Origin of the sequence: Gordonia sesuvii (genome assembly GCF_036350415.1) — a bacterium.
In the GTDB taxonomy this organism is placed as follows: Bacteria; Actinomycetota; Actinomycetes; order Mycobacteriales; family Mycobacteriaceae; genus Gordonia; species Gordonia sesuvii.
This window is the reverse complement of the sequence record NZ_JAZDUF010000008.1, coordinates 67,333-85,775: the sequence shown is the minus strand read 5'-3', so window position 1 is coordinate 85,775 and position 18,443 is coordinate 67,333. Positions and strand designations below refer to the sequence as shown.

General features: G+C 64.7%; 20 protein-coding genes and 1 pseudogene. 9 read left to right on the top strand and 12 right to left on the bottom strand.

Features of this window, described 5'->3' with window-relative positions:
- Positions 1-151 precede the first annotated feature (151 nt).
- Positions 152-726, bottom strand: a pseudogene (locus tag VZC37_RS21815) (ATP-binding protein).
- Here VZC37_RS21815 and VZC37_RS21810 point away from each other — a divergent pair.
- Positions 718-1,284 (top strand): SDR family oxidoreductase, encoded by a 567-nt coding sequence (locus VZC37_RS21810; RefSeq protein WP_330435715.1) that lies wholly within the window; start codon positions 718-720, stop codon positions 1,282-1,284. The pseudogene VZC37_RS21815 and the gene VZC37_RS21810 sit on opposite strands and share 9 nt — an antisense overlap.
- Positions 1,285-1,297: 13 nt before the next feature.
- Positions 1,298-1,540, top strand: coding sequence for a hypothetical protein (locus VZC37_RS21805; RefSeq protein ID WP_330435713.1), 243 nt, complete (start codon positions 1,298-1,300; stop codon positions 1,538-1,540).
- A gap of 56 nt (positions 1,541-1,596) precedes the next feature.
- On the opposite strand, the gene VZC37_RS21800 is transcribed toward VZC37_RS21805, so the two are convergent.
- The 9 genes from VZC37_RS21800 to VZC37_RS21760 all read right to left on the bottom strand — a co-directional run bounded on the left by VZC37_RS21800 (position 1,597) and on the right by VZC37_RS21760 (position 10,326).
- Entirely contained in the window at positions 1,597-2,379 is a 783-nt protein-coding gene (locus VZC37_RS21800; RefSeq protein WP_330435711.1) for an SDR family NAD(P)-dependent oxidoreductase, read from the bottom strand.
- Positions 2,380-2,417: 38 nt separating this feature from the next.
- Positions 2,418-4,001 carry an AMP-binding protein gene (locus VZC37_RS21795; protein ID WP_330435709.1) on the bottom strand — a complete coding sequence of 528 codons (1,584 nt, stop codon included), beginning with the start codon at positions 3,999-4,001 and terminating at the stop codon, positions 2,418-2,420.
- Between the two features lie 31 nt (positions 4,002-4,032).
- Positions 4,033-4,455 (bottom strand): MaoC/PaaZ C-terminal domain-containing protein, encoded by a 423-nt coding sequence (locus tag VZC37_RS21790; protein WP_330435707.1) that lies wholly within the window; start codon positions 4,453-4,455, stop codon positions 4,033-4,035.
- Positions 4,452-4,937, bottom strand: a complete 486-nt coding sequence (locus VZC37_RS21785; protein WP_330435705.1) for an FAS1-like dehydratase domain-containing protein — start codon at positions 4,935-4,937, stop codon at positions 4,452-4,454. The genes VZC37_RS21790 and VZC37_RS21785 overlap by 4 nt, the downstream gene beginning before the upstream one ends.
- Positions 4,937-6,055: a zinc-binding dehydrogenase gene (locus VZC37_RS21780; protein ID WP_330435704.1), complete on the bottom strand. Its 1,119-nt coding sequence runs from the start codon at positions 6,053-6,055 to the stop codon at positions 4,937-4,939. The genes VZC37_RS21785 and VZC37_RS21780 overlap by 1 nt, the downstream gene beginning before the upstream one ends.
- The gene (locus VZC37_RS21775; protein WP_330435701.1) at positions 6,052-6,819 is read right to left on the bottom strand and encodes an enoyl-CoA hydratase/isomerase family protein; all 768 of its coding nucleotides are present in this window, start codon (positions 6,817-6,819) and stop codon (positions 6,052-6,054) included. Before VZC37_RS21775 ends, VZC37_RS21780 begins: the two co-directional genes overlap by 4 nt.
- A 450-nt stretch (positions 6,820-7,269) precedes the next feature.
- Entirely contained in the window at positions 7,270-8,301 is a 1,032-nt protein-coding gene (locus VZC37_RS21770) for an NADPH:quinone oxidoreductase family protein (RefSeq protein WP_330435699.1), read from the bottom strand.
- A gap of 21 nt (positions 8,302-8,322) precedes the next feature.
- Entirely contained in the window at positions 8,323-9,483 is a 1,161-nt protein-coding gene (locus tag VZC37_RS21765; protein ID WP_330435697.1) for an acyl-CoA dehydrogenase family protein, read from the bottom strand.
- A 237-nt stretch (positions 9,484-9,720) separates the two neighbouring features.
- A complete protein-coding gene (locus tag VZC37_RS21760; RefSeq protein WP_330435694.1) occupies positions 9,721-10,326 on the bottom strand; it encodes a TetR/AcrR family transcriptional regulator in 606 nt (201 codons plus the stop codon).
- 444 nt (positions 10,327-10,770) lie between these two features.
- Between VZC37_RS21760 and VZC37_RS21755 the strand changes: the two genes are divergently transcribed.
- Positions 10,771-11,139, top strand: a complete 369-nt coding sequence (locus VZC37_RS21755) for a hypothetical protein (RefSeq protein ID WP_330435691.1) — start codon at positions 10,771-10,773, stop codon at positions 11,137-11,139.
- Between the two features lie 36 nt (positions 11,140-11,175).
- Here the strand turns inward: VZC37_RS21755 and VZC37_RS21750 are convergent, their stop codons facing one another.
- On the bottom strand, positions 11,176-11,445 hold the full coding sequence (locus tag VZC37_RS21750) for a hypothetical protein (RefSeq protein ID WP_330435689.1): 270 nt from the start codon (positions 11,443-11,445) through the stop codon (positions 11,176-11,178).
- A gap of 294 nt (positions 11,446-11,739) precedes the next feature.
- Between VZC37_RS21750 and VZC37_RS21745 the strand changes: the two genes are divergently transcribed.
- Positions 11,740-12,099 carry a nuclear transport factor 2 family protein gene (locus tag VZC37_RS21745; protein ID WP_330435687.1) on the top strand — a complete coding sequence of 120 codons (360 nt, stop codon included), beginning with the start codon at positions 11,740-11,742 and terminating at the stop codon, positions 12,097-12,099.
- Between the two features lie 77 nt (positions 12,100-12,176).
- On the opposite strand, the gene VZC37_RS21740 is transcribed toward VZC37_RS21745, so the two are convergent.
- A complete protein-coding gene (locus VZC37_RS21740; RefSeq protein WP_330435686.1) occupies positions 12,177-13,214 on the bottom strand; it encodes a LacI family DNA-binding transcriptional regulator in 1,038 nt (345 codons plus the stop codon).
- 160 nt (positions 13,215-13,374) lie between these two features.
- On the opposite strand from VZC37_RS21740, the gene VZC37_RS21735 reads away from it, so the two are divergent.
- The 5 genes from VZC37_RS21735 to VZC37_RS21715 all read left to right on the top strand — a co-directional run bounded on the left by VZC37_RS21735 (position 13,375) and on the right by VZC37_RS21715 (position 18,349).
- Complete coding sequence (locus tag VZC37_RS21735; protein WP_330435683.1) at positions 13,375-14,556, top strand: Gfo/Idh/MocA family protein; 1,182 nt, start codon at positions 13,375-13,377, stop codon at positions 14,554-14,556.
- A 41-nt stretch (positions 14,557-14,597) separates the two neighbouring features.
- On the top strand, positions 14,598-15,596 hold the full coding sequence (locus VZC37_RS21730; protein ID WP_330435681.1) for a sugar phosphate isomerase/epimerase family protein: 999 nt from the start codon (positions 14,598-14,600) through the stop codon (positions 15,594-15,596).
- Between the two features lie 80 nt (positions 15,597-15,676).
- On the top strand, positions 15,677-16,651 hold the full coding sequence (locus VZC37_RS21725; RefSeq protein ID WP_330436009.1) for a sugar ABC transporter substrate-binding protein: 975 nt from the start codon (positions 15,677-15,679) through the stop codon (positions 16,649-16,651).
- Positions 16,651-17,523, top strand: coding sequence for a sugar phosphate isomerase/epimerase family protein (locus tag VZC37_RS21720; RefSeq protein ID WP_330435679.1), 873 nt, complete (start codon positions 16,651-16,653; stop codon positions 17,521-17,523). Before VZC37_RS21725 ends, VZC37_RS21720 begins: the two co-directional genes overlap by 1 nt.
- 64 nt (positions 17,524-17,587) lie before the next feature.
- Positions 17,588-18,349 carry an IclR family transcriptional regulator gene (locus VZC37_RS21715; protein ID WP_330435677.1) on the top strand — a complete coding sequence of 254 codons (762 nt, stop codon included), beginning with the start codon at positions 17,588-17,590 and terminating at the stop codon, positions 18,347-18,349.
- Positions 18,350-18,443: the final 94 nt, after the last annotated feature.

The following is an 18,443-nucleotide window of genomic DNA, read 5'->3' as shown; positions in this document are numbered from 1 at the left end:
GTGGTGGTCGCGCAGACGGTAGGAGTCGCCGTCGACTCTGAGCACGACCGAGCGGTGCAGCCGGTCGAGCGTGGCGGCGGCACCAGTCGTGTCGCCGAGACCTCACCCCACTCAGCCACGGGCCTGTTAGTCGTGTTCACGATGCTCGTTTTCAAATATCGTTGCGAGACAAACTGAACAACGCCGAGGCGGCTTCGGCGGGCAATGGTAGATACCCCAGTTCGCCAATCACCAGCAGAGTTGGTCCGGCGAAGAACCGCATGCAGGTGGCCCAGCGGCCTTCGATGGCGGCTTTGTGGCAGCGGGCGGCCAGATCGGCGGCGGTGGTGACGTAGGTGCGTTTACCGGCGTGCACCGCGGCGTGCGCCAACCGACCGCAAGGTGGGTGTTGCCGGTGCCCGGCGCGCCGATGAACAGCGCGTTCGCCGCCGACTCCAGGTAGGCGCAGGTGTCAAGCTCCCGGATCAGGGCGCGGTCCACGCTGGGGGGCGGCGTCGTAGTCGAACCCGTCCAAAGTGGCGGGGGTGAGCAGGCACGCGAACCGCAGCCGCCAGGAGGCCGGCGGGCCTCGGTGGCATCGACCTCGATGCCCAGAAGGTGTTCGAGGGGCTGGGTCATCGACCACTCATACTCGCCTGCAGTCGCCAGGACCTTCGACAGCGCTTGCGCGGCGGCGTCGAGTTTGAGGGCCGCCAGGCCGAGGCGGTCGATGCCGGAGTGGACCACTTCGGGAGGTTGGACATCGTTGTGGCCAACGCCGGAATCGTCAGCTTCAGCCCACTCGCGGACATGGAAGATGCGTTGTGGCAGCAAATGATCGACGTGAACCTCACCGGCGTCTTCAAGACGGCACGGGCCGGCGTCAAACACCTGATCGCGGGCGGTAACGGCGGTTCGATCGTGCTGACCAGTTCGGTCTTCGGACTGAAGGGCGGAACTACGATTGGACACTACGTCGCCGCCAAGCACGGTGTCATCGGACTCGCCAAGGCGTTCGCGAACGAGTTGGGCGAGCACCGGATTCGGGTGAACGCGGTACTGCCCACCAACGTGGCGACACCGATGATCCTCAACACCGCGACCATGCGTATGTGGCGGCCGGACCTCACCGCGCCCACCGAGGACGACGTTCAGGAGCCGATGTCGGCGGTGCATGTGTTCGACGAGTTTCCCTGGGTCGAGTGCGACGACATCAGCAATGCAGTTCTCTTCCTCGCCTCCGACGACGCCAGGTATGTCACAGGCACACACCTCGCCGTCGACGCGGGGTGCCTGGCCATGTGAACCAGTCCCGAGGGTGGTGCCAGGATTCCACAGCGCGGCCCAGTACCGACTCGATCCAGTTCGTCCGCTGGCCGGAGTCGACAAGTCGCGGTTTCGCTACCTGGCGATCTACGAGGTCGAGGTCGACGATCTAGCCACCGCCGCCCAGAATTTGGAACGGGCACTCGAGGAGGGGAGGATTCCGCTCATCGATGCGATGGACCGGGACGTGTCAGTCGACTTCTACGAGGTCATAGAAGACGCCCGGCGCCCTTGAGCGCCGCACGTTGGGTCGCCAAGGTCTGCACGACCGATGTGGTCGTCCGACGGACTCTACGTGTCGGCATTCCAGCGTCGAAACTGCTCCACCATGTACGCGCCGGCGGCGACGGAGCCACCGTCGATCGGCAACACCGTTCCGGTGATGAACCCACTGTCGGGGTGACAGAGGAAGTGCACGGCGTGCGCCACATCCTCGACCTCACCCAGGCGGCGAATCGGGAGGTGTTCTGCGCGGGCGGCGAGTTGCTCTGCAGGCCATGTGCTTCGGAGAAGATCGGTTGCAATGGGTCCGAGCGCCAGCGCGTTCACAGTGATTCCGTGCTGTGCGAGTTCGGTGGCCGCCGCACGATTGACGCCGATCAGCCCCGTTTTTGCCACCCCGTACGGAGAAAGGTCCAGCGGTCCCATCAATCCGGCGACGGAGCTGATGTTGACGATCCGGCCGTAGCCGTTTTCGGTCATCGGAATCGCGACACGTTGGATGAGCCGGAACGGGGCAGTGATGTGCACCGCGATCTCCTGATCGAGCACGTGACGCGGCACGTCTACCATCGGGCTATGTGCCGAGGTGCCGGCATTGTTGACGAGCATGTCCACCCGGCCGTATCGGCGCATCGTGGTGTCGACGACCGAGTCCACAGCGGACTCCTCGGTGAGATCGACCACCACGCAGTGTGTCTGGTCGCCGAGGTCCGCCTGCAGGGCTCGCGTCTTGTCTTCGTCACGGTCGACGAGCACCACATGTGCGCCGTGATCGACCAGTTTCCGGGCAACGCCCTGCCCGATCCCGCCCGCAGCGCCGGTAAGGATTGCCACTTGCCCTGCATAGTCCATGACTGACTCCTCTGGATCGACTTGGGTCACCGTGGACATCACTCCGAGGCCGCCACGTGGGCCGCCTCCTTGCGCAGCACGCCCTTCGAGATCTTTCCGATCGATGTCTTCGGCAGCTCACTCCGCAGTTCGATGATTGTCGGCACCTTGAACTTCGCCAGTCGCGTGACGCAATGCTCGCGGATCGCTTCCTCGCTCAACAATCGACCTTCGTGCGGTACCACAACAGCTTTGACGGCCTGGTCACGCAATGGGTCCGGCACGCCGATCACTGCGACCTCGGCAACGTCGGGGTGATCGCTGATGACGAACTCCACCTCGGCAGTCGAGATGTTCTCGCCGGCGCGTTTGATCATGTCCGACCTGCGGTCGAACCAGTAGAAGTAGCCGTCGGCGTCGGCGTAGGCGCTGTCCCCCGTCCACAACCACCCGTCCCGAAGAGCGCGCGCAGTCGCTTCCGGATTGTTGTGGTACCCCTTCATCAGAGTGCGTCCCGGAACACCCTGAACGATGATCTCCCCGACCTCACCGGTCGGGACGTCGTTCCCGTCCAGGTCCACCAGGCGGACGGTCCGACCCAGCAGCGGCTTGCCGATCGACGGCCATCGTTTCGGCCCGAACACCGGACTGAGCAATACCAGAGTCATCGCCTCCGACGACCCGTATGCGTTGATCAGCTCGACCCCGAATCGCTCCTCGAAGGTGTCCCTCTCCTCGTCGGACACATTGAGAGCGTAAAAGAGTCGGCGCACGCGGTGGTCATGATCGGTCTCTCGTTCCGGTTGCGCCAACAGGGTACGGAGTTGCATTGCCACCAGACTCGTCTGTGTGGCAGCGTGTCGACGCACCTGATCCCAGTATTTCGTAGCCCGAAACTCCTCCAGCACAATGCAGGTGGCTCCCACGGTCATACTCGACAGAACCGTGATGACCTGAGCGTTGACGTGGAAGACCGGAAGCGAGGTCAGACAGCGGTCGCTCTCATCGAGCAAGAGCCCTCGTGATTCACGTTCGCCGCCATGCAGTGCGTTCGCGTGCGTGAGAAGGACACCCTTCGGTCGCGCGGTGGTACCCGACGTGAACAGGATCTGGACGACGTCCTCGCTGCCCACCACTGGTCGCGGCGCCACCGTCTCGGTGCGCGACAGCTCATTGAGCAGTACCGTGCCGCTCGCCGGCGAGTCGGAACGCGCCAGAATCCTGTGCTTGACCGTCGGTACCGCGTCCGCCGCACGCTCTACGGTCTCGAGGTAAGAGGGCTGGGTGACCACTGCAACCGCGCCGGAGAAGTCGAGCACGTATTCGAGTTCGGAGGTGGTGTTGGCAGTGTTCGACGGCACCATTGCGCCGCCGATGGTGGCCAGCGCAAACCACACTTCGAGGATCTCCGGACAATTCGCGAGGTGGACGGCAACCCTGTCGCCGGAACCGATTCCGAGGTCGGTCAGCGCACCTGCAACCCGATCCACCCTGGACCGGAAATCGGCATAGCTGGTCTCAGTGACGTTCCCGTCCCTGTCCTCGAAGACCAGGAACGTCTTCGGACCGTATCGATCGGCTCTCTCGTCCAGGAGATCGCGCAGGGTCCGGTCTCCCACGATGTCAATGCCGGCGGTCGCCATACTGACTCCCTTTCACGTCGTCGACACGTCGTCAACGAGTTGCGTCACCGAACGCACCACCGGGGTGCACCCGAAAGGTTGCTCTGGCCGGCGCACAGACGACGCCGTCCTGATTGGTCTCGGATAGTTCGACCTCGACGAGGTCACCATCGACCGACACGATCTGCCCCGTGATCGTCAAAGTGTCACCGGGGGTGGCGAAGTGCCGGTTCTGCCAGGCGAACTGCTCGATCCTCCCGCGATCCCCGATCCATCGCCGCACCGCGCTCAGCAGCCACGCCCCGTGCAGGTGACCCTGGACGAGCACCCCGGGATACCCCTCGGTGGCCGCATACGCCTCGTCGAAGTGGATCCGATGCGGATTCCAGGTGACTGCGCTGAACCGGAACAGCGAGATAGGTGTCGGACGCACGACGAGCGGCGTGATCTCGGTTCCCACAGTGAGGTCACTCATCCCAGCGCCTCCCGTCCCAGAAATGTCTCCCGACATTCGATCAACGGGCCGTGTTCGTCGGAGTACGTGCGCTGTACGAGCAGCACGAGCAGCCGGCCGGACTTGGTGTCCTTGAGGTCGGCCCCGGTCAGGGTCACATCAAGGACCACGTTCATCCCGGCCTGCAGATCTCGATGAAACTGCAACTCCTGTCCACCGGCCATTAGTCTGAGCCCGGCCACGTCGAAACCGGAGAATGGGTCAGATGCGTTGCCGTCGGCAAGAAGGTCGGCTTCTGCCGGCCCGGAGCCCCATGCCAGCACCGACGACAGGTACAGCTGCAGCGACAGGCCGGCGGCACCGCCATCGATGCTTCCGTCGACGGCGACCGCATAACGTTGCAGGTCGAGATCGCGAACATTTCCCAGATCAACTCGGGTGGTCGACCCGAGCGCGCCCTGCGCCGATGACCATACGTCGGCGATGAGATCCGACCCACCCATCACCGCCCCCGTGAGGTGACGCCCGAGCTTCCCGGACACTGGGGATCAAGTAGCAACTTGCCGAACACTTTTCGGTCGGCCAGCAGGTTCTGGGCGTCCACGATCTCCTCGAGAGGAAACACCTGCTGCACAATCGGGGTGATGACACCGCGATTCGCCAAATCCAGGATCGTGAGGAAGTCGTCGCGGGTACCTGCGTACGAACCGATGAGCGTGTGCTCCTTGATGAACAGGTGCCACAGGTTGAAATCGACCTCGAAGCCCGAGTGTCCGCCAGAGGTCACCAGGCGTCCACCGCGTGCCATCGATGCGAGGCTACCCTTCCACGTGGCGGCGCCAACGTGCTCGAACACCAGGTCCACTCCGCGGCCGTCGGTGTACTCCCGTACTCGACGCGGCCAATCGGGATCGCTGTGATCGACGACCAGGTCGACGGGCAGGAGTTCCGCCGCCTTCTTGGCCTTCGCGGCTCCACCGACGGTGGCGATCACTCGCGCGCCGCTGGCGTGTGCCACCTGGACCGCGAGGCTGCCGATGCCGGACCCGGCCGCGATGACCAGCACATCGTCTCCGGCGCGGAGGCCCGCGCGAGTGTGCAGCATATGCCAGGTCGTCGGGCCGGTGACGGCTATCGCCGTGGCCTGGTCGTAGGTCAGATTGTCAGGCAGGGCGATCAGCTGGCGAGCCGGCGCGGCGACGTATTCCGCATATCCGCCCGGTGTCTGGACGCCGAAGATCAAGCCGGTGCGACATTGATTGGTCTCGCCGCGATAACACTGCCGACACTCGCCGCACGACACCACCGGGTCGACGACCACCGCCTGCCCCAACCAGTCGGGGTTCACGTTGTCGCCGATCGCCACGACGTCGCCGGCCACCTCCGTGCCGGAGATGTGCGGCAACGGCACCGACTGGGGGGTCTGCCCGGAACGCGTCAAGAGGTCCACCTGATTCAGCCCGCAACTACGGACCTGCAGCAACACCTGGTCCGGGCCGCAGTGCGGTACCGCGACATCGGAATCCACGCGCAGCTCGAGGCCGTTCCCTGAGTCGTGGAGGCGCGCCGCCCGCATCACTGTGGGTATGACCGCGAGTCCGGGGTCGTCGACAGCGGTCATTTCTTACCTCCGAGCGTGTCCAGGTAGAGCTTCTTCTTGGTCTTGAATTCGTCGGATTGGAAGGCGAGACCGTTGGCGATCGCCTCGACCTGCAGTTGCTCGTGGAGGCTGCTGGAGTTGCCCAGCCGCACAATGGTCTTGAGCATCTGCGCAGAGTCCCGGCTCATCGACGAGACGTTGTCTGCAAATGCTTGGACCGCCGCTTCCATCGCCTTCAGGTCGGGGTGGACCTCGTTGACCACGCCCCAGGTCAGGCCCTCCTCGACAGGAAGCCGGTAGCCGGTCATCGCCATGTGCAGGGCGCGCGACGGGCCGGCAACCCGCTGCACCAACCAGGACAGTCCGAAGTCCTGGACCACATCGAGTGCTCCTGGCACCATCCACAGTCGGGACCCTGCGACGGCGAACCGGAGATCGCATGCCATGGCCAGCCCGAGTCCGCCACCTCCGCATGCATGCCCGTTCACAGCCGCCAAGGTTGGGATCGACATGTCGTAGATCGCCTCGATCACCTTGTGCTGGTGGTCGAGCAGACGCTTTCCCGAGTAGACCGAATCGTCGTCGACGTGTTCCATGAAAAACGGTGTATCCAGATCGACACCCGCCGAGAACAGTCTCCCGCTACCCGTGAGTACCACAGCGTGCGTGTCGGAACCGATCGCTGCGAACGCATCGAGCAGTTCCTCGAGCATCTGCGGGTTCAGCGCGTTGAGCCTCTCCGGACGATCGAGGGTCACCACCGTGGCTTTCGAAAGTCTGTTCACCCGAATGCATTCGTAGCTGCTGGACATTCTTCTCAACTTTCCCGACCGTCTAGTCGGTCGATATCGCAGAATTCTATCGGCCGACTTCGGCGAGCGTCAAGACTGTTCCGCGCACGAAACGCGACCTGAGCCCTGACGCCTACCTGTGTGGACGAAGCGGAGCCTGACGGCTTCCGCCGCGGACGTTCACCGGGTATGCCCGCGCCAGCAATCGTCGCTGCCTGGGGTCCCGGACGAGGGCCGGCGCCGCTTGCCACAGACGATCGACAAATCTCGCCCGCGTCATTCCGAATCTGACGAAGATCTCGTCGTCCGCTGGTCCACCGAACGGAGACCATGCCAGCGCGAAATCGATGATGGACTGCGCCTCGATGTCGCCGACGCGCGAGGACTGTGCCCTACCTTCACTTGATCGGCTGACCCGCTGGGGCGCAGCTTGTTTCGGAAAACTCATCTCGGACCCCCGTCGCCCGTCGCCGGCCAGACGCTGACCGCGACCCGGCCAGCAGTGCCGCCCGATTCCACCTCAGCAAGTGCTTTCGGTACCTCACTGAAGTCGTAGACAGTGCTGACGACCGGACGGATCGACGCTTTGGACACGCATCTGTGCAATCGGTCGTATTCAGCCGCGACGATGTCGGGCCGTCGTGATCGGTAGAGACCCCAATGTAGGCCGACCACCGAGTAGTTCTTCACCATCAGCAGATCAGGACGAACTCTAGGGAGGTGTCCGCTCGCGAATCCGACGATCACGATGCGACCACCGAACCGCACCACGCGCTCGGACACCGAGTGGGCAGGCCCACCGACCGGGTCGATGATCACATCAGCCCCTCCGCCCGTCACCCGTTTGACCTCGTCGACGAGTCCGGGCGTGCCGCGTACGAAGACCTCGGCGCACCCGGCGTCGAGAGCCGTGGGGATCTTCGCCTCGTTGCCGACAATCCCTATCACCCGGGCGCCACTCGCGTGCGCTAACTGCACCGCCGCGAGACCTACCCCACCGGCAGCGGAGTGCACCACAACGCTCTCACGCGGCCCGAGTTCGCCGCGCACGTGTAGCGCGAACCATGCGGTCTGATAGGCGACGGTGAAACACGCCGACTCCACCACCGAGAAGTCTGCGGGCGAACGAAATGCGCTGCCCTTGTCCATCACTGCATACTCACCGAAGGCGCCGCTCATGCTGACACCCAGTCCGGCGACTCTTTCCCCCACTTCGAGGTCGACGCCAGGCCCCGTTCCAACGATGCGTCCACACATCTCCATTCCGGCGACCGCAGGCAACGGAGGGGTCGACTGATAGGAACCCCGGATCACCAGCGAGTCGGCGAAGTTCACCGCCGCGGCATCCACACGGATGAGGACCTGACCTTCACCTGGTTGTTGAACCGGAACTCGGCTCTCGAGCCGCAGCACGTCCTTCGGGTCGCCCGTCGACTGGTAGACCCAGGCGCCCATCCAGGCTGGTACCGATCTCATCGCAAACCCCTCGACGACCCGTCAGAATGATCGGCCGAGGCCGAACGATTCCGCGATCAGGTTGCGACCCATCTCGTTGGTGATCGGTCCGATTCGGTACAGCCGGACATCACGCCAGTACCGCTGCATGTCGGTTTCCTGCGCGTAGCCCATCCCACCGAGGATCTGGATGCCCTGGTCGGCTGCCGTCGTGGCATGGTCGGACGCGATGACCTTGGCCATCGTCGCGGCCGTTCCGATGGGACGGCCAGTCTGCTGTAGCCACGCAGCGTAATAGATTGCCAGCTCGGACTCTCGTTGGGCGATCGCCATGTCCGCCACGTAGTGCTGCAGCGCCTGGAACTGACCGATCGGACGACCAAACGCCTCACGCGTCTTCATGTAGTCGACCGCGTCCTCGAGGACACCGTCCAGGACGCCGAGACACAGCGATGCGACGATGATCCGCTCGTTGTTGAGGCTGGTCAGAATGCCCTGCCACCCCTTGTTCACCTCTCCGAGCACGTTCGCGGCGGGCACGAACACATCGTCGAGAAAGATCTCGCAGGAGCCGACTGCGCGCATCCCCAGTTTCGGGATCTGCCGGATCTCGAGCCCCTTCGCCGGGTTGGGAACGAGGAACAAGGTGGTGCCGCGACTGGCCTTCTCGGCGCCGGGATCCGTTTTGGCCAGTAACAATAGATAGTCGGACACATGCGCGGCGGTGGACCAGATCTTTTGCCCGCGGATCTGCCACCCTCCGTCGACCTTCGTCGCCACCGTGCGCATCTGGCCGAGTAGGTCCGTGCCTCCCGACGGTTCGGTCACCGCGATGGCGATCTTGATCTCTCCGGCCGCGAGGCGCGGCAACAGGCTGGACTTCAACTCGTCGGAGCCGGATTCGGCGATCGACCGCGCGCAAAATGAGGAGAGACCCCACGTCCAGACGAGACCCCCGAGCGTACGAGACAACTCACGGCCGATAATGACTTGCGAGAAGACATCCGAGCCGGACCCGCCGTACTCCTCGGGCAAACCCACGGCGTGGAGACCCTGCTCGGACATGAGATCCCAGAGCTCGGTCGGGTACTCGTGCTCGCGCGATTCCCATTCCCGCGCGGTCGACTTCGGGAGCTTCTTGTCGACCCAGTTACGCAGGTGATTCTGAAACTCTTGGTGTTCTTCTGACAGATCGAAGTCCATGTAGTCCTCATTTCCGACAATGCACCGGTCGCGCCAGAAGTTCGCGCGCCAAGAGGAGGCACTGCGCTCGACCGACCGGTCGGGTAGATCTAGGTATAGTCGCCGAGAGACGGCAGCGTCAAGGAAACCGCACACAAATTACCGACCGATCGGTCGAGCTCTCGTGACAGCACCCGCGGCCGGATGAGGAGTTCGGCAGAGAAAGGCGCCAGGTCGACAGTTGCCCGGCGCGTCTTGTCAGCCCAGCCGGGCTACCCCCGGCTGCAACGCACCCGTCAGGAAAACCCTCCACAGGTGATCAGCGACCTCAACAGCGGTCTCCGGGCCGCCCGGTCGATACCATTGGTAGCCCCAGTTGCACATGCCGAAGAACGCCAACGTGGCGAACTTCGGATCCTCGACCTCGAACTCCCCGCTCTCGTTGCCGTTCTCAATCGCTTGGCGGACCGCGTCAAAGTACTGGTCTCGCTTCTTGGCAATGCGGGTACGGGATCGCTTGTCCAAGTCACGATGGTGTTCGAAGTACACCCTGAGGTAGCCCGGCCGTCCGTCGAGCAGCGAGAAGATGTCGCCGGCGACCCGACGGAGAACGTCTGAGCTGGACATGTCCGATTTCAGGTAGCCCTGCAGCGGAGGAAGAATTGCCTCAACGCATTCGTCGTGAATCCAGCTGACGATCTGAGCCTTGCTCTGCACGTGGTGATACAGGGTGGGTTTCTTGATACCCACCGCCGACGCGATGTCATCCATCGAGGTCTCGTGGAACCCCTTGTCATTGAACAGCTCCGCCGCGACCCTTGTGATCTGGGCCTTGCGTCCGGTCGCCGCCGGCGAACCAGGCACGATGACTCCTCTCAGACATGATCTAAGGCAATCTACCGCACCTGTTTCACCACTCCCGGTCCGACGCTCCGCCAACCGTTCGGTCGGTCGCCTCTAGATCGAATGGCTTCACCTGGATGAGCGATGCCTCGCCGCCATGTCCTGGAAGCGGAAGTCGTCGCTGACGACCAGGCCGTGCACGCGGCCGTGGCGTTCCGGACACCCCCAAAGAATGCGGGCACATGCCCATCCCGGTACGACACTCCATCGAACGAAGTGCAGCCTCACGGCCGTCCGACCATCACCGTCGCCACTCGTGTCAGATCCGTCGTTCGGCTCGGGGTGGCTGATGGCGGTGTGGTCACGCACGCTGGAAGATACGAGAACACAAGAAACCGGACACGGTGGGCCACCCAACATCATTGCCTACCAACAGAATCGTGACATCAGCGGTAAGGTCGCGCTATGAGCGCCCAGAGCCCCGAGGAGTACATCGGTGCGCAGAGCGAACTCGCACAGGAGTGGCTGCGCGAGTTCCACGACTACGTCGAGCAGCACTATCCCTCGGTGCCGCTCATCATGTTTCGCGGCGTCCCGATGTTCCGGTTCGAGGACTCGTACCTCAAGGGCTATGTGATGTTCACTGCCGCATCACGGACGATGTCCGCGCACGCGATCGATTTCGATCTCGTCGATGTCGCAAAGGCAAAAGTCGGCGGCAGCCAGCCGGCCAAGGGTTGTGTCAAGGTCAAGTACACCGACGCCGCGTCGAAGCCCGCGGTCTACACCTTGATCGATGCCGTGATGGCCCGCCACGACATTCCGAAGGCCTGAGCCCAGCTACAACGACCTGCGAGGCAGCACGCCGAGCTAAGCGGCGATCGGGAAGCAGAAGATCGTGATGCACGCCGTCTTCGGAACGTCGGGGAACGGGAAGATCGGGATCACGGGGATCGGCAGCAGCGGCACCGGAAGGAGCGGCACCGGGATATCCGGGATCCGGATAGTGGTGTCGACGTCCTGCGGCTGCTGCGTCGGGGTCGCATCTGTTGGTGCCGCGGATGCCAGCGGCGCGAAAGCCAGCGTCGCAGCCGCCACGGCGGCGACTCCCAGGCCGGCCCGTCGAATCAGTGTGGTCATGGCTGCTCTCCTCTGAACATGCTCGAGATCGGAATCAGACCACTGATCAAAGTGTTCGGATCGGCCGCGGCGTGGACTGTTTCGTTGCGCGCACAAACCAATTCCCTTGGCCCGCATCGGGACACGATCCCTGGGCCGCCTGGCAACGATTCTCGCACACACGAGTCCCGATCTCGACGGAATCGTCATTCGACAAGAGGAGGTCGATGCATCACACGATGCCGCGGGTCAGCCCGAGAGGCAGGTTGGGTGGCACTGCGCTAGCGTTCAGGTCACCCGGATCGGAGGACTGCCATGGCCGACGACATCGAGCGATTGATGGAAGCGAACCTTCTCGAGGTCTTCGACGAACGCGATCCGGTACGCCGTCTCGAGGCCATTCGCCGCACCTATACGGCTGATGTCGAGTTCACCGACGCCGACGAGACGATCACCGGCTACGACCAGATCAACGCGAAGGTCGAGGGATTGCTCTCGGGTCCGCTGGCGGGTCTGCACTTCGAGAAGGACGGAGACGTCCACCAGGTGCCCGGGATGGGACATCTCGCCTGGCGGGTGCTGTCGCCCGAGTCCGGCGCCGTGATCGCTTCCGGGTTCGATGTCGCTTTGATCGAGGACGGGAAGATCGCCAAGCTGTTCACCGTGCTGCTGTAAGCCCACGGGTAGGTCCGACCGAACGGCCGAGACAACACCTCAGGGCCACTGCCCTACCTCGACAGCGATCCGGCCCCTCAGCCGCCCCTCGCCTGACCCGAGTGCCGACCAGCCCGGGGCGCAGCAGTGGTCTTTCGCACCACGATCTCCGGCGTCAGGGTCTTCGATACGCGATCGGTGCGTCCCCGGTCGAGCCGGCTCACGACAGCTTGGATGGCCTGTCGGGCCTGCTCCGCCGGTTGTTGGCTCACCGTGGTCAGGTCGACGTTTCCCATTCGCGCGAGGATGCTGTCGTCGTAGCCGGTGACGGATACCTCGCCCGGGATGTCAACACCCTTGCGACGCAGGACTTCCAGCACACCCACCGCCAGGCGGTCGTTGGCACAGACGACGGCGGTCGGCAGCTCACTCTCCAGCAGGCTGCGGGCCGCCTCCATGCCGGCCTCCTCAGTAAAGTCTCCCGCGTCCAGCACGGCGCCTTCGGTGCCGAATCCGTGCCGCCGCATCGCCTGCTCGAATCCTCGCCGCCGATCACCGGCGATCACGCCGCGCCCGGCTGCGACATGGACGACGTTCTCGTGGCCGAGTTCGACGAGATGGTCGACCACGCCGGCGATCCCGCGGCCGTCGTTGCTGCGGACCACATCGGTGGACCCGACTCCCACCCGTCGTCCGATGACCACGGTCGGCAGACGGTTGCCGAGATTCGAGATCGACGTGCCCGGCAACTCCGGGCCGATGAGCAGCATTCCCTCGCAGCGGAAGTCGATCAGCGTCTCGATCACCCGCTCTTCCCCGTGGGTCGGTGTGACCGCGCCGAGGACCACCTCGTAGCCGACGAGATCCGCTTCGGTCACGATGTTCTCGACGATCTCCGCGTGAAAGCTGTTGCTGATCTGGGCACTCACCCCGAGCAGATGAGATCGGCGCGCTGTCATCAACGCCGCAGCCCGGTTCATGCGGTAGCCGAGGTCATCCGCCGCGCGCAGCACATCCTCGCGTGTCTTATCCCCGACACCGGGAGCCTTCCGAAACACGAGCGAGACCGTCGCCTTGGAGACCCCGACACGATCGGCGACATCCTGCATCGTCGGCCTACTCGACCTGCTGGCCACCTTCTACTCCCTCCTGCCTAGCACCCCGTCCGACAGACCTTGACAAACCCCTGTGACTCGGCTCATAGTAGCCGAACTAGACCGGTTTAGTAGACCGGAACAGTTGAGACTTCGACCACCCGGCCCTCGAGCCGGACATCAGCACAGAAGGAACGTGCCAGTGACAAACACGACGATCGGCGTCGCCGTGATCGGCGGCGGCATGGCCGGCCGCGCCCACGCCGCCGGCTACCGCATGGCGAGCACCCTGTTCGGCACCCACCGACCCGACGTGCGGTTGGTGGCCATCGCCGACGCCAACAAGGCCGTCGCCGACGACACCGCCAAGCGCTACGGCTACGAGCGAGCCGAGTACGACTGGAGGGCGATCGCCGAGGCGTCGGACATCGACGTGGTCAGCGTCGTCGTCGCCAACCATCTGCACCGCGAGATGGTCGAGGGCCTGCTGGCCGCCGGCAAGCACGTCCTGTGCGAGAAGCCCCTGGCCGGCTCGGCTGCTGATGCGGAGGCGATGCTGGTGGCGGCCGAACGTGCCGACAGCCTGGCCGCGGTCGGTTACACCTACCGTCGCTCGCCCGCCGTCGAGCAGATCCGTCGTGAACTGGCCGCCGGCACCGTCGGCGAGTTGGTTCACTTCAACGGCCACTACTGGTGCGACTACGGCCTCGACCCGTCGTCGCCGATCACCTGGCGCCATCGCGGCGGCCCCGGCACCGGCGCGCTGGCCGATGTCGGCAGCCACCTGATCGATCTCTCGGAGTTCGTGTGCGGGCCGATCACCGAGGTCAGCGGCGCCACCTTCCACACGCTCATCACCGAACGTCCCGTCCCGGTCGGCACCACGTATGGCCACACCAAGGCCGAGGTCACCGGCGAGATGGCACCGGTGGAGAACGAGGACGTCGCCACCTTCACCGCCACCTTCGCCAACGGCGCCGTCGGCACCTTCTCCGCCTCCCGGGTCGCCCACGCGCTGCCCGACGGTCTCGGTTTCGAGCTCTTCGGCTCGCAGGGATCGGCGTCGTGGCAGCTGTTCCGGGCGAGCGAGTACGAGATCTCCGTGGTCGGTGACCGCCCCGAGCTGTCCGGTCCGCGCCGCGTGATCATCGGCCCTGATCACCCCTACATCCGTGGCGGTCTGCCGATGGACGCCGGCGGCGTCGGACATGGCAAGGCCGAGTTCTTCGCCTATCAGGCACGCGCCTTCCTCGACCAGGTCGCCGGAATCGACGGCGGCCTCGCCCCGGTCCCCGACTTCGCCACCGGCGTGCACAGCATGCGCACCGTCGCGGCGATCACCGAATCGGCCCTCGGTGGCGGTGCCACCGTCAAGGTCTCCTGAAACCCGCTCGCACCACCCACTTTTCGAAAGGTCCTTGAACAATGAAGCTCGGCGTCTACACCGCGATCCTGCACGACAAGCCCCTGCGTGAGGCACTGGAGATCATCGGATCCCTGGGCCTGACGGGCGCGGAGATCAATGCGGGCGGATTCCTGCCGACCCCGCACCTGCCGGTCGACGACCTGCTGTCCGACGCGGTCTCCCCGCAGGAGTATCTGGCCACCTTCGACGGCACCGGCGTCTCGATCGCCGGACTCAACTGCAACGGCAACCCGCTGCATCCCGACCCCGAGGTCGGACCCGAGGACGCCGAGGATTTGCGTAAGGCGATCCGCGTCGCGGGATTGCTGGGCGTGGACCGGGTGGTCACCATGTCCGGTCTGCCGCATGCCCATCCGGGCGGGCAGTGGCCGGCCTGGCACGTCAACACCTGGGATTCGGGCTATCTGGACTCGCTGGACTACCAGTGGGACGAGGTGGCGGTGCCGTTCTGGAAGGAGATCGACGCCCTGGCCCGCGAACACGGAGTGAAGGTCGCCATCGAGATGCATCCGCAGAACCTGGTGTTCAACCCGTCGACGCTCAAGCGTCTCGTGGACAAGGTCGGCGCCACCCACGTCGGCGCCGAAATGGACCCGTCGCACCTGTTCTGGCAGGGCATCGACCCCGTCGCGGCCATCGAGTGGCTGGGTCCGTTGGTATTCCACGCCGCCGCCAAGGACACCCGGATCAACGAGAACTGCAAGATCTACGGCGTGCTCGACGAGCGGTTCACTCGTATCCCGCTCTCGGACAACCCGACCGGTCTCGGCGGCAAGCATGTGGTGAACAAGTGGCCCGAGGACTCGGCGTGGGATTTCGTCGCCGTCGGCCGCGGGCATGACGTCGACTTCTGGGCCCGTTTCCTGCAGGCGCTGGAGAAGGTCGATCCCGACATGTGGGTCAACATCGAACACGAAGACGTCGAATTCGGTGCGCTCGAAGGCCTACAGGTCGCCGCCGAAAGTCTGAAGGCGGCCAACTCCACCTCGGTCTCCTGACCGCGGACTGCCGAGAAGAGTCGACGATGACCACCTACAGCAACCGCCGGACCGCGGGCGGCCGCGGTCGTCTGCTCCGCATGGCCGGCTCGACCGCAGCGGTGCTCGCGCTGCTGACCGCATGCTCGAGCACCGGCGGGCGGCCTGATTCCAGCGACGACGGCATGTCCGCGGGCTCCGCCGATACACCTCGGTTCACGGTCGCGATGATCACCCACGGACCTCCTGGTGACACATTCTGGGATCTGATCCGCAAGGGTGCCGAGGCCGCTGCCGCCAAGGACAACATCGACCTCCGGTATTCGTCGGAACTGGAGGCGCCGAACCAGGCGAATCTCGTGCAGAATGCGTTGGACAGCAACGTCGATGCCCTGGCGGTCACGCTGGCCAAGCCCGAAGCGCTGGCGCCGAACGTTCAGAAGGCGACCGATGCGGGTCTCCCGGTGGTCGCGTTCAACGCCGGCATCGACAGCTGGGAGGCGATGGGCGCGAAATCGTTCTTCGGCCAGGACGAGCAGGTGTCGGGAGAGGCCGCCGGACAACGACTCAAGGCCGAGGGCGCGCAGAAGGTGGTCTGCGTGATCCAGGACCAGGGAAACGTCGCGCTCGAATCACGCTGCGCCGGTGTGAAAGCCGGCATGGCGGGAGCTGGGGTGGTGGAGACACTCAACGTGAACGGCACCGACATGCCCAGCGTGCAGTCCACCATCGCCGCGAAGCTGCAGGAAGATCCGAGCGTCGACCACATCATGACACTCGGCGCGCCGATTGCGCTGGCGGCCGTCAGCTCGGCCGACAACGCGGGCAGTGACGCGAAGATCGCCACCTTCGACACCAATGCGGCACTCGTGAGTGCCATCCGCGACGGTTCGGTGCAGTGGGCCGTCGATCAACAGCCGTTTCTGCAGGGATATCTGGCGATCGACTCCCTGTGGCTGTATCTGAACAATCGCAACGTCGTCGGCGGTGGCCTGCCGACCCTGACCGGTCCGGCGTTCATCGATCCGAGCAACATCGACGCGATCGCCGACTACGCAGAGCAAGGAACCCGCTGATGAAACTCGCCCTCGACCCGACCCCGTTCCACCACAGTCACGAGTTGCTGGAGTTCCCGGCGCTGGTCGCCGACCTCGGCTTCGAGTATCTGCAGCTGACCCCGCACCGGGACTTCATCCCGTTCTTCAATCACCCGCGCGCCGACGACGACCTCGTCGCGAAGTTCCGCAAGGCCTGCGCCGATGCGGGGGTGGGCATCGCGTCGGTGCTGCCGGTGCTGCGGTGGTCGGGACCAGACGAGGACGCCCGGGAAGCCGCGGTGCGCAATTGGAAACGCGCCATCCAGATCACCGTCGACCTCGGGGTCGATGTGATGAACACCGAGTTCTCCGGTCGACCCGAACGCGCCGAGGAGTCCGAGCGCGCGTTCTTCCGGTCGATGGAGGAGTTGATGCCGATCATCGAACGCGAGGGCATCGACGTCCGGATCGACCCGCACCCCGACGATTTCGTCGAAGACGGACTCGAGGCGGTGCGCATCATCCGCGGGGTGAACTCACCGAACCTCGGCATGGTGTACGTCGCCTGCCACACATTCCACATGGGCGGCAACATGTCCGAGATCATGGCCGCCGCCGGCGACAAACTCCGTCTGGTGCACGTCGCCGACTCGATGGACCACCATCGGTCACATGGCTTGCGCTACATCACCAATCCGCCCGGCAATGCGGTGCGCGTGCATCAGCACCTCAAGGTCGGCGACGGCGACGTCGACTGGGACGAGTTCTTCGGCGGCCTGGGCCGTCTGGGCTTCTACGACCGCGACGACACGGTGATGGTGTCGTCGGTGTTCGCCGAGAACGAGAACGCCGCCGAGGTGTCCCGATACCAACACGAGACGATGCTGACGTATGTGGACAAGTACCGCTGACCCGTTCGGCTGATCTCGACGGCAGCCACCCCACAGCGGTCACGAGTGGCGCACAATCGGTGCCATGCCCCGCGTGTCCACCGGCGAATCCGTGATCGCACGATCCATTCGTGTGGTCGAGGCCTTCGGCGTCGACGACAAGGAGTTGACCGTCGGTGAGATCGCCCGCCGGTCCGGGCTGCATGTCGCGACCGCGTCGCGCCTCATCGAAGAGCTGGTGCGGGCGCACTGGTTGGAGCGCACCGATCACGGGGTGCGGATCGGTGTCCGACTGTGGGAGGTGGCCTCGCGCGCGTCACCCGCGGTCGGACTGCGCGCCGCCGCGATGCCCTTCATGCAGGACCTTCACCATGTGATCGGCAACGACGTCCAACTCGCGGTCCGGGAGGGCACCGAGGTCCTGTTCCTCGAACGTCTCACCTCACCGTCGCCAGTGGTCAACTACTCGCGGATCGCCGGCCGACTGCCCCTGCACGCGTCCTCGTCCGGCCTGGTACTGCTCGCCCATGCCGATCCGTCCGTCACCGACGAGGTGACCTCGCAGCCCATGAAGGCGTACACCGACAAGACGATCACCACTGCACCCCAGCTGCGCACCGCGCTCGCCCACATCCGCCGCGAGGGATACGCGCTGTGCGCCGGTCACATCTTCCCCACCACCACCGGGATCTCTGTGCCCATCCGCGGTCGCGGTGACCAGGTGGTCGCCGCACTCGGCCTGATCGTCCCGAACGACGACGCCGCCTTCGGCCGCATTCCGGCCCTGAAAGCCGCAGCGCGAGGCATCGGCCGTGTGATGTCGACGCCACAACCATCGTCACGGTGATCCACCGCACTCTTTCTCTCTCAATGATTGAGAAGGCTGTAGTAGGGCTCCCGCCGATCCGGCGAACCTTGACAGAACCGTCGTCAAGGAAAGC

Coding starts and splice junctions, on each gene's coding strand:
- VZC37_RS21800 (WP_330435711.1), bottom strand. CDS start 2,379: ATGGACTATGCAGGGCAAGTGGCAATCCTTACCGGCGCTGCGGGCGGG.
- VZC37_RS21795 (WP_330435709.1), bottom strand. CDS start 4,001: ATGGCGACCGCCGGCATTGACATCGTGGGAGACCGGACCCTGCGCGAT.
- VZC37_RS21790 (WP_330435707.1), bottom strand. CDS start 4,455: ATGAGTGACCTCACTGTGGGAACCGAGATCACGCCGCTCGTCGTGCGT.
- VZC37_RS21785 (WP_330435705.1), bottom strand. CDS start 4,937: ATGGGTGGGTCGGATCTCATCGCCGACGTATGGTCATCGGCGCAGGGC.
- VZC37_RS21780 (WP_330435704.1), bottom strand. CDS start 6,055: ATGACCGCTGTCGACGACCCCGGACTCGCGGTCATACCCACAGTGATG.
- VZC37_RS21770 (WP_330435699.1), bottom strand. CDS start 8,301: ATGAGATCGGTACCAGCCTGGATGGGCGCCTGGGTCTACCAGTCGACG.
- VZC37_RS21765 (WP_330435697.1), bottom strand. CDS start 9,483: ATGGACTTCGATCTGTCAGAAGAACACCAAGAGTTTCAGAATCACCTG.
- VZC37_RS21755 (WP_330435691.1), top strand. CDS start 10,771: ATGAGCGCCCAGAGCCCCGAGGAGTACATCGGTGCGCAGAGCGAACTC.
- VZC37_RS21750 (WP_330435689.1), bottom strand. CDS start 11,445: ATGACCACACTGATTCGACGGGCCGGCCTGGGAGTCGCCGCCGTGGCG.
- VZC37_RS21745 (WP_330435687.1), top strand. CDS start 11,740: ATGGCCGACGACATCGAGCGATTGATGGAAGCGAACCTTCTCGAGGTC.
- VZC37_RS21730 (WP_330435681.1), top strand. CDS start 14,598: ATGAAGCTCGGCGTCTACACCGCGATCCTGCACGACAAGCCCCTGCGT.
- VZC37_RS21725 (WP_330436009.1), top strand. CDS start 15,677: ATGGCCGGCTCGACCGCAGCGGTGCTCGCGCTGCTGACCGCATGCTCG.
- VZC37_RS21720 (WP_330435679.1), top strand. CDS start 16,651: ATGAAACTCGCCCTCGACCCGACCCCGTTCCACCACAGTCACGAGTTG.
- VZC37_RS21715 (WP_330435677.1), top strand. CDS start 17,588: ATGCCCCGCGTGTCCACCGGCGAATCCGTGATCGCACGATCCATTCGT.